The organism is Streptomyces sp. NPDC021100, assembly GCF_044333095.1.
Classification (GTDB): Bacteria; Actinomycetota; Actinomycetes; order Streptomycetales; family Streptomycetaceae; genus Streptomyces.
The window spans coordinates 1-9,131 of sequence record NZ_JBIRQH010000043.1 but is presented as its reverse complement, the minus strand read 5'-3'; the positions used below and the strand labels follow the sequence as shown (position 1 = coordinate 9,131).

Sequence of the window (9,131 nt, the reverse complement as noted above, 5' to 3'; positions counted from 1 at the left end):
ACGCGTGCGTCTAGTGAAGCGGAAGCCTGGTGGAAATCGGCGCCGGTGCAGCCTGGGCGCAGGCTGGAGGTACAGCTCGGCACGGGTGGCCCCCCGGGGGGGGTGAGACCGGGCAGATGTTGCTCGCCGGAGGTGCGGATGAGTAGCCCGCAGGAAGGCATGCTGCGGCTGCGGCGACGGAAGAGCCTCAGAGGGTGAATGGGAGGCAAATCGGTCACCGTCCATGACGGCGGTCTCAGTGTCCGTAGCGAAACGCTGTTCGCCGGAGGTACGGATGGCCAGGTCCGGTAGCGGCTGACCGACCGTGTCCAGATGTGCCTTGATCGTGCCGCACCACGCGTCCCTTCCCCCTTCGGCCGATGGCCGGTCGGCTGTACGGATACCGAGCGGCGTTGCGGGGGTCTCTTTCGGTCCTGTGTCTTGCCGTCTCTTCCGCGCGTCGGGCGATGTCATCGTCCGTAGCGGCGCTGACGTGTGCGGTAGGCGTCGAGCGCGGAGGCGAAGGCCGCGGCGGAGAAGTCGGGCCAGCTGATGTCGGTGAAGAAGAACTCGGCGTAGGCGGTCTGCCAGGGCATGAACCCGGACAGCCGCTGTTCGCCGGAGGTGCGGATGACTAGGTCGATGTCGGGCTGGCCGGTGGTGGACAGGTGTCGCGCCACATCCGCTTCGCTGATCCGGCGCGGGGGCCGCTCGTCACCGCTGCGCATCAGCTCCCTTACGGCTGCCACGATGTCGGCCCGTCCGTCGTAGGCGACGGCGACGTTGAGGGTTCCCGGTGTGGCGTCGGCGCTGGCGTCGGCCAGGTGGAGCAGCCGGTCGGCCTGCGGCGGGGGCAGGAGATCCAGAGCCCCGATGGGGTGGATGCGCCACCGTCGGCCGGCGGTGATCAGGCGAAGCCCTGAGCTGACCGCGTCCAGGATCCGGGCCACGGTCTCGGGAGCGCGCTGGAGATTGTCCTGCGACAGCGCCCACACCGTCACCAGGGGGATGCCGACGCTGTCACACCAGGTGGTGAGGTCCACCACGCGCCGCGCCCCCACCGTGTAGGCCCGCTCCAACGACACGCGGTGCGCTTGGGCCCAGCGCCTGTTCCCGTCGAGGATCACGCCGATGTGCTGCGGCACCGAAGGTGTCTGCGAAGGGACCGGACGGGTGGTGGCCGTCTGCGCTACGTGGTGAGGGTTGCGGTCGACCGAGATGCACTTGCCGGAAGGTTTCATGACGGTGCGCCTCTGTGGGAGAGATGAACACACGGTGGTGAGACGGCTGCGGCCGCCGGACAGGCACGGTGCTCCTTGCCATACCGGTGTGCGGCTGCCGGGCCCGGTGCGGTGATGACGGTCGTAGCCAAGGGCAGGGGCCGAGACTGGACTATTTACGGGACACCTCCCGGTCGCGGCGGCTTCGGGTGGAGGGAGGACAAGCTGTGTGGCAGGGCGAACCGCTGGTGTTCCTCTGCCGAGCGCACCACTTCGACGTCCTCGTAGCCGCGGGCGGCCAGCCATTCCAGGACGCCTTCGACGAGGATCTCGGGGACGGAGGCACCGGAGGTGACACCGACCGTCGCCACGCCCTCCAGCCATGTCTCGTCGATCTCCTCGGCGTAGTCGACCAGGTGCGCGGCGCCGGCGCCGGCGCCGAGGGCGACCTCGACCAGGCGCACGGAGTTGGAGGAGTTCTTCGAGCCGACGACGATGACCAGGTCGGCCTCGGCTCCCATCTGCTTCACCGCGGTCTGCCGGTTCTGCGTGGCGTAGCAGATGTCATCGCTGGGCGGGGAGAGGAGGCCCGGGAACTTGTTCTTCAGCGCGCCGACCGTCTCCATCGTCTCGTCGACGGAGAGGGTGGTCTGGGAGAGCCAGACGACCTTGTCCGGGTCGCGGACCTCGACGTTCGCCACGTCCTCGGGGCCGTCGACGAGCTGGATGTGGTCCGGGGCCTCGCCGCTGGTGCCGATGACCTCCTCGTGGCCCTCGTGGCCGATGAGGAGGATGTCGTAGTCCTCGCGCGCGTAACGGACCGCTTCCTTGTGGACCTTGGTCACCAGCGGGCACGTCGCATCTATCGTCGCCAGTTTCCCGCGGGCGGCCTCCTCGTGCACGACCGGGGCGACACCGTGCGCCGAGAAGATGACGATGTTGCCCTCGGGCACCTCGAACGTCTCGTCGACGAAGATCGCACCCTTCTTCTCCAGGGTCTTGACCACGTATTTGTTGTGGACGATCTCATGGCGCACATACACCGGCGCGCCGCACTGCTCCAGGGCCTTCTCGACGGTCTTGATGGCTCGGTCGACTCCCGCGCAGACTCCGCGGGGTGCGGCCAGCAGGACCCGGCGTCGGTCGATGGTCATGAGGTCCTCACGGTGGCGGTGAGGGCGATGTCGTGGAGGGCGTGGCGGGCGGCGGGTGGTGCGGGGAGGGTGTCGAGGGCGGTGAGGGCTTGTCGGTGGCGGTGGTGGATGAGGGTTTCGATGGTGGTGCGGGCGTCGGTGGTGGTGAGGATGTCGCGGACGCGGGCGGCGGTGTCCTCGTCCAGGTCGCGGTTGCCCAGGGTCTGGTGGAGGAGGGTGCGTTGGTGGGGGTCGGCGCGGCGCAGGGCGTGGGCGACGAGGAGGGTGTGTTTGCCTTCGCGGAGGTCGTCGAGGTTGGGCTTTCCCGTGTCCTCGGGGGTGCCGAAGACGCCGAGGAGATCGTCGCGGAGCTGGAACGCCTCGCCCAGCGGGAGGGCGTAGGCGCTGAGTGCCTCGCGTAGTGCGGGGCCGGCGCCGGCGAGGGCGGCGCCGATGTGCAGGGGGCGTTCGACGGTGTATTTGGCGGTCTTGTAGCGGATGACGCGCAAGGGGGCGTCGAGGTCGGTCGCCGGGGCGCCGGCGTGGGTGAGGTCGAGGTACTGGCCGTGGATGACCTCGGCGTGCATGGTGTCGATCAGGGGCCAGGCGGCGGTCTGTTGGGCGGGGGTGAGGCCGGCGGTGTGCAGGAGTTCGTCGGACCAGACGAAGGCGAGGTCGCCGACGAGGACGGCGCCGTGGACGCCGAGTTCGTCGGCGTCGACCGGGGAGCGAGCCCGCCGGTGGTGGTGGGCGGCCAGGGTGCGGTGGACGGTGGGATGGCCGCGACGGAGGTCGGAGCGGTCCATGACGTCGTCGTGGATGAGACAGAAGTCATGGAAGACCTCCAGGGCGGCGGCCACGCGGACAACCGGCGGGGGCGGGAATGTATCGGCGGCGGTGTACCAGCCGAGCAGACACAGCAGCGGACGCAGGCGTTTGCCACCGGTGAGAATGAAGTCGGCCAGGGCCTCGGTGGTCTCGGCCGGCAGGTCGCTCTCGCGCGCGGCGGCGCGCTTGGCGTCCACGAAACACCGCAGCGTCTCCTCGACGAGGTCCCGCAGACGGGTCAGGTGCACGGCCGTCTCGGTGACGGCGGTCATGAGGCGGCCCTCTCTGCCGCATGGGCCTCGGCTCCTGCCGCTCGAGGCGCGGCCTCTTTCGCTGCGCCCTCGTGCGTTTCGGTGAGGCGGAGGGCTTCTTCCAGCAGGGCGTCGACGACGCGGTGTTCGGGGACGGTGCGCACGACTTCGCCGCGGACGAAGATCTGCCCTTTGCCGTTGCCGCAGGAGACTCCGAGGTCGGCTTCGCGGGCCTCGCCGGGGCCGTTGACGACGCAGCCCATGACGGCGACCCGTAGCGGGTGGGGGAAGCCGTCGAAGGCGGCTTCGACCTGAGCGGCGAGCTTGTGGATGTCGACTTGCAGCCGCCCGCAGCCGGGGCAGGAGACGATCTCCAGCTGCCGGGGGCGCAGGCCGAGCGACTGCAGGATGTGGATGCCGGCCTTGACCTGTTCCACGGGGGGCGCGGAGAGGGAGACGCGGATGGTGTCACCGATGCCCTCGGCGAGGAGGATGCCGAAGGCGACGGCCGATTTGATCGCGCCCTGGAAGGCGGGTCCGGCCTCAGTGACGCCGAGGTGGAGGGGGTAGTCGCAGGCGCCGGCCAGAAGGCGGTTGGCGGCGACGACGGTCATCGGGTCGTGGTGCTTGACCGCGATCTTGATGTCGGTGAAGCCGTGCTCCTCGAACAGCGAGCACTCCCACAGCGCGGACTCCACGAGCGCCTCGGGTGTGGCGGCGCCGTGTTTGGCCAGCAGGCGGGGGTCGAGGGAGCCGGCGTTGACGCCGATGCGGATCGGCACCTTCGCCGCCGCCGCTGCCTGGGCGATGTCGGCGACGCGGTCGTCGAAGCGTTTGATGTTGCCGGGGTTGACGCGCACCGCCGCGCAGCCGGCGTCGATCGCGGCGAAGACGTAGCGGGGCTGGAAGTGGATGTCCGCCACCACCGGCAGCGGGGACTTCGCGGCGATGGCGGGCAGCGCGTCGGCGTCGTCCTGCGAGGGCACCGCGACCCGCACGATGTCACAGCCGGCGGCGGTGATCTCCGCGATCTGCCGCAGCGTCGCGTCCACATCCGCCGTCGCCGTCGTCGTCATCGTCTGCACCGACACCGGCGCGCCGTCCCCGACGGGAACGTCACCGACGTGGATCCGCCGTGACGGGCGGCGCCGCGGTGTCTTGGGGGGCATGGCGGGCAGTCCGAGGTGGGTGGTCATCGTGTCCTCCGCGCGCCGCCGGCCTGGGCCGGTGAGGGTGGGCTGGTGTGGGGGGTGAAGCCGGCGCGGGCGCGCAGGACGGCGGAGGTGATGCCGTCGGCGTCCAGTCCGGCTTCGGCGAGCAGGTCGCGGCGGGAGCCGTGGGGGAGGAAGGCCGGCGGCAGGCCGAGGGCGTGCACGGGGGTGGTTACCGCGGCGTCCGTACACGCCTGGGCGAAGAGGGTGCCGAAGCCGCCGGTGCGGGTGTTGTCCTCGACGGTGACGGCCAGCCGGTGGCGGGCGGCGAGGTGGACGAGGGCGGGAGGGACGGGGGTGATCCAGCGGGGGTCGGCCACGGTGCAGCCGATGTCCGTCTCCGTCTCCAAGCGCCGGGCGGCTGCCCGTGCCGCGGTCGCGGTGGGGCCGGTGGCGACGAGGAGGACGTCCAGGCAGCGGCCCCGGCCGCGGTGGAGGATGTCCAGGCCGTCCATCCGCGTCAGTGCCTTCACTTCCTCTCCCACCGCGGCCTTGGGCAGGCGCAGGGCGGTCGGCCCCTCGTCGTCGGCGACGGCCTCGCGCAGCAGTTCGCGCAGGCGGGCGGCGTCGCGGGGGGCGGCGAGACGCAGGCCGGGGACGAGGGCGAGCAGGCTCACATCCCACATGCCGTGGTGGGACGGGCCGTCGGGGCCGGTGATCCCGGCGCGGTCCAGGACCAGGGTGACGGGCAGGCGGTGCAGGGCCACGTCCATCAGCACCTGGTCGAAGGCGCGGTTGAGGAAAGTGGCGTAGATCGCCACGACGGGGTGCAGACCGCCCATGGCCAGGCCGGCGGCGCTGGTGACGGCGTGCTGTTCGGCGATCCCGACATCGAAGACGCGGTCGGGATGGCGGACGGCCATCGGGTACAGGCCGGTGGGCCGGAGCATCGAGGCGGTCACCGCCACCAGTTCGGGACGCTGCCCGGCCAGGGTCAGCAGCTCCTCGGCGAAGACCTCGGTCCAGGTGCCCGGTGGCCGCGCAGCCGCCGCCGAGGCAGCTGCCACCGGGACGGTGGGAGTCGGGACGGCGGTGGGCTGGACGGCAGGGGCCAGGCTGGTAGAGGCCAGGGCGGTAGGGGCCGGAGCGCGGCCGGTGACTGGGTCGATGACCCCGACGGCGTGGAAACGATCCGCCTCGTCGGCTTCCGCGAACGGATAACCCTTGCCCTTGACGGTGACGACGTGCACCACGACAGGCCGGTCCAGGTCCCGGGCCCGCCGCAGCACCTCCTCCAGCGCCGGGACGTCGTGCCCGTCGATGGGCCCGAGATAGGCCAACCCGTGCGCGGTGAACGGATTCCCCGCACCGGACGGTCGCCCTTCCCCGGCCCGCAGCGCGGTCAGGCGGGCGGCGAGTGCGCCGGTGGTGGGGGCGTACGAGCGGCCGTTGTCGTTCAGGACGACGATCACCGGGCGCTCGGGGGCGGCGCCGATGTTGTCCAGCGCCTCCCACGCCATGCCCCCGGTGATGGCGCCGTCGCCGATGACCGCCACCACCGCCCGCTCCCGCTTCCCCGCCAGGGCCCGGGCCTTGGCCAGGCCGTCGGCGTAGGACAGGGCGGTGGAGGCATGGGAGTTCTCGATTAGATCGTGTTCGGACTCCGCCCGGCAGCAGTACCCCGACAGACCACCGGCCCTGCGCAGCTGTTCGAACCCCTTCTGACGTCCCGTGAGCAGCTTGTGCACGTACGCCTGGTGACCGATGTCGAAGAGAATGCTGTCGCGAGGCGAGTGGAAGACGCGGTGCAGGGCGATCGTCAGCTCGACCACCCCCAGGCTCGGGCCGAGATGCCCGCCGCAGGCGCACACCGTCGCCACCAGATAGCGCCGGATGTCCCGCGCCAGCTCCCCCAATGCTTCGGCCGGCAGGGCCTGTAAGGCGTCGGGGTCTGTCACGGACGCCAGAAGACGCGGTACGTTCGTCATACTTTCAGCAGGGCTCTGCATGGGATGTCTCCGCGCATGGAGGGTGATCGGGGGCTCGGGCGACCGTCGGCGACGTCGCCGACCAGGCGGGCGCGCGTGCCTGGCGGCCGGAGCGACTGCGCCACGGCGGCCGTAGCGCGGCATGTGCCGGTGCGTGGGGGATGACTCTGCTTGCCGCCCATGGTGCGCATGCCCAGCCTCCAACACGGCAAATGCGTGTCGGCAGGCGCATGCGCCTGGCCGGGGAAGCGTGTTGGACCACCGGCGATGCCGGCAGGCAACGGTGTGAGCGGCCTGTTCACCCGTGTGAACAACCCGGCTTGCTTTGATAGCCCGCACCGGAGCGCGATGGCGTCCTCACGTCTCGCGTGCACCGGCACCGCGGCGCGTCACGGGAGGTGTGAGCGGGCCGAAAGGCCGCACGCCGCCTGCTCCTTCTTTTGGCGGCCCGAATGCCGCCATGCGGGCCGCCGCACGCCTGGACCCGGTGTGCGGTCCGTGTCGTGATGGAAGCAGCCGGCCCGTTCCGGCCGCGGAGCGCCGTGGCCGGCACACCCTCCTCCCCCGCTCCCTGCCCAGGCGCACAGGAAGGACCGCACATGAGCGATCAGCCGACACAGCGCCGCCGCACCGGTATCACCCGGTTCATCGGCAACGTCCTCGACGACGCCAAGGACTTCACCGACGAATGCCTCGACCGCGCACGCGACCTGGAGCACGATGTGCGCAAGGCCATCAGCAAGGCCGTCCGGCCCGACAAGGACGACGAGGAGACGGTCGCCACCGTCACGGCCGGCCGCGGCACAGTCCGCCAGAGGAAAGCACCCGAAGGCTATTCGCCTGCGTCGCCAGGGCTCCTCGAAGTCACGGGGCCTGGAAGCGACGCCTGAGGGCCTGTTGTACAGCGTGAACTCTATGGCTGACTGCGCGTGCCGGCGAGACCAGTCGGAGGGCGCGAGTTCGTGGACGCCCTTCGGGCGATGAGCCACATCAACGACGGCTACTACGCCCGGATCCTCACCTGCTCACGCCACAGCGTCCCCAACGGCAGCACCGAACGCTGAGTATTCAAGCAGCCGTTGTGGTAGCCCGGAAGGACGGCATGCCCCAAGGCGTCGAGTTCGACATCCCGTTTCCCCCCGCCCTCAACCCCAACCTGGAACGGGCCCGCCCCGGGCACATGGCGTGGCTGCGCGAACAGGGCCTGATCCGAACCACCCACGAGGCGGAGCTGTATCTGTTCATGCAGATCAGCGAGGCCACCGCCTACACCTACAACCGCGCCGACCCCGACGAATTGCGCCTCGCGCTGGACATGGTCGGCTGGACCGCCCTGTTCAACGACCAGTTCGACGGCCCGACCGGCAAGCAGCCCGAGCGGACCCGGGCGGTGTGCCAAGAACTCGTCCAGCTCACCCGTCGCCCGCCCGGCGCCGGAGAACCGAAAACCGCGGCAACCCGCGCCTGGGTCGACGTATGGCGTCGCTCTTGCCACCGTATGTCGGAGGCATGGCGGGAGCGGGCGGCAGCCAACTGGCGGGAGTACATCGCCTCGCACACCGACGAGACCGACAACCGCACCACGAGCAGCCGGCCGAGTGCGGAGGAGTACCCCCGCCTGCGGCGGGCCACCGTCGGCATGGGCCCGTACCTCGACCTGACCGAGCGCGTCTACCACGCCGAGCTTCCCGCTCAGCTCGACCAGCACCCAGCCCTGAACCGGATGCGCACGCTGGCAACCGACGTGGTGTGGCTGATCGACGACGTGCACTCGGTGGAGCGGGAACAGGCCCGGGGCGACGTCCACAACTTCGTGCTGCTCCTGGAGCGCGACCGGTCCCGGCCGGAGGCGATCGGCTCGATCCAGGCCCGCGTGGCGCAGGCCACCGCGGAGTTCCGGCAACTGGAGACGCGGTCCAAAGCGCTGCCGGACGAACTCGGCCTGACCGGCAGCCAGGCGCAGGCGCTCACGTGCTACCTGGCGTCGATGCGGGACTTCATGTCCGGCACCTACCAGTGGCTGCGCACTTCGCCCCGCTTCCGCCCGGCCGGGGTCATCCCGCCCGAGCGGCCCGGCCATATCGCCGACATCCTCGCTGACTTCCCCTGAAAGGCAGGACCGTCTGATGCCGCTGGACGTCGTCTTCGACATCCCGTTCCCGCCGGGGAAGGTGAATCCGGACTACGAGCGCGCCGGTCAGCAGAGCCTTGAGTGGCTACGCTCCCTCGCAGTGATCGGCTCCGGCCAGGCCGCCGCCGACTTCAAGCTGATGAAGCTCGCCGAGTCCACCGCCCTGGCCTACCCCGACGCCGAGGGCGATGACCTCGACGTCGTGTCGGACTTGAACTACTGGTTCGGCCTGTACGACTTCATGTTCGACAACCGGCAGGGCCACGCCTCGCAGATCGTGGAGCCCACCTGCCTCGGGTGCCTGGCCGTCATCGAGGGCGGCCCACTCGCCGCCGCAACCCACACCCGTGCCCCTATGGTCGCCGCCCTCGCCGACGTCTGGTCCCGCCTGATCACCGGCATGTCCCGCTACTGGCAGGCCCGCGTCGCCTGCGACCTGCGTGGCTTCAT

General features: G+C 70.7%; 7 protein-coding genes and 1 pseudogene. 3 read left to right on the top strand and 5 right to left on the bottom strand.

Annotation, left to right across the window (positions count from 1 at the left end; all coding sequences use genetic code 11):
• Positions 1 to 449: 449 nt before the first annotated feature.
• The 5 genes from uppS to ACH4PU_RS36010 all read right to left on the bottom strand — a co-directional run bounded on the left by uppS (position 450) and on the right by ACH4PU_RS36010 (position 6,550).
• Entirely contained in the window at positions 450 to 1,124 is a 675-nt protein-coding gene (gene uppS / locus ACH4PU_RS36030; protein ID WP_398282257.1) for a polyprenyl diphosphate synthase, read from the bottom strand.
• Positions 1,125 to 1,375: 251 nt separating this feature from the next.
• Positions 1,376 to 2,353, bottom strand: a complete 978-nt coding sequence (locus tag ACH4PU_RS36025; RefSeq protein ID WP_398282254.1) for a 4-hydroxy-3-methylbut-2-enyl diphosphate reductase — start codon at positions 2,351 to 2,353, stop codon at positions 1,376 to 1,378.
• The gene (locus ACH4PU_RS36020) at positions 2,350 to 3,432 is read right to left on the bottom strand and encodes a polyprenyl synthetase family protein (protein WP_398282251.1); all 1,083 of its coding nucleotides are present in this window, start codon (positions 3,430 to 3,432) and stop codon (positions 2,350 to 2,352) included. The genes ACH4PU_RS36025 and ACH4PU_RS36020 overlap by 4 nt, the downstream gene beginning before the upstream one ends.
• Entirely contained in the window at positions 3,429 to 4,607 is a 1,179-nt protein-coding gene (ispG, locus tag ACH4PU_RS36015) for a flavodoxin-dependent (E)-4-hydroxy-3-methylbut-2-enyl-diphosphate synthase (RefSeq protein WP_398282248.1), read from the bottom strand. The genes ACH4PU_RS36020 and ispG overlap by 4 nt, the downstream gene beginning before the upstream one ends.
• The gene (locus tag ACH4PU_RS36010; RefSeq protein WP_398282245.1) at positions 4,604 to 6,550 is read right to left on the bottom strand and encodes a 1-deoxy-D-xylulose-5-phosphate synthase; all 1,947 of its coding nucleotides are present in this window, start codon (positions 6,548 to 6,550) and stop codon (positions 4,604 to 4,606) included. The genes ispG and ACH4PU_RS36010 overlap by 4 nt, the downstream gene beginning before the upstream one ends.
• Positions 6,551 to 7,149: 599 nt before the next feature.
• Here ACH4PU_RS36010 and ACH4PU_RS36005 point away from each other — a divergent pair.
• The 3 genes and pseudogenes from ACH4PU_RS36005 to ACH4PU_RS35995 all read left to right on the top strand — a co-directional run.
• Positions 7,150 to 7,440 carry a hypothetical protein gene (locus ACH4PU_RS36005; protein ID WP_398282242.1) on the top strand — a complete coding sequence of 97 codons (291 nt, stop codon included), beginning with the start codon at positions 7,150 to 7,152 and terminating at the stop codon, positions 7,438 to 7,440.
• A gap of 212 nt (positions 7,441 to 7,652) precedes the next feature.
• A complete protein-coding gene (locus tag ACH4PU_RS36000) occupies positions 7,653 to 8,660 on the top strand; it encodes a hypothetical protein (RefSeq protein WP_398282238.1) in 1,008 nt (335 codons plus the stop codon).
• A gap of 16 nt (positions 8,661 to 8,676) precedes the next feature.
• Positions 8,677 to 9,131 (top strand): annotated as a pseudogene (locus ACH4PU_RS35995) (pentalenene synthase); the annotation flags it as partial.

Excerpts from the sequence above, each read along its gene's own strand:
- ispG (WP_398282248.1), bottom strand. The coding sequence starts at position 4,607 with ATGACCACCCACCTCGGACTGCCCGCCATGCCCCCCAAGACACCGCGG.
- ACH4PU_RS36020 (WP_398282251.1), bottom strand. The coding sequence starts at position 3,432 with ATGACCGCCGTCACCGAGACGGCCGTGCACCTGACCCGTCTGCGGGAC.
- ACH4PU_RS36000 (WP_398282238.1), top strand. The coding sequence starts at position 7,653 with ATGCCCCAAGGCGTCGAGTTCGACATCCCGTTTCCCCCCGCCCTCAAC.
- ACH4PU_RS36005 (WP_398282242.1), top strand. The coding sequence starts at position 7,150 with ATGAGCGATCAGCCGACACAGCGCCGCCGCACCGGTATCACCCGGTTC.
- ACH4PU_RS36010 (WP_398282245.1), bottom strand. The coding sequence starts at position 6,550 with ATGACGAACGTACCGCGTCTTCTGGCGTCCGTGACAGACCCCGACGCC.
- ACH4PU_RS36025 (WP_398282254.1), bottom strand. The coding sequence starts at position 2,353 with ATGACCATCGACCGACGCCGGGTCCTGCTGGCCGCACCCCGCGGAGTC.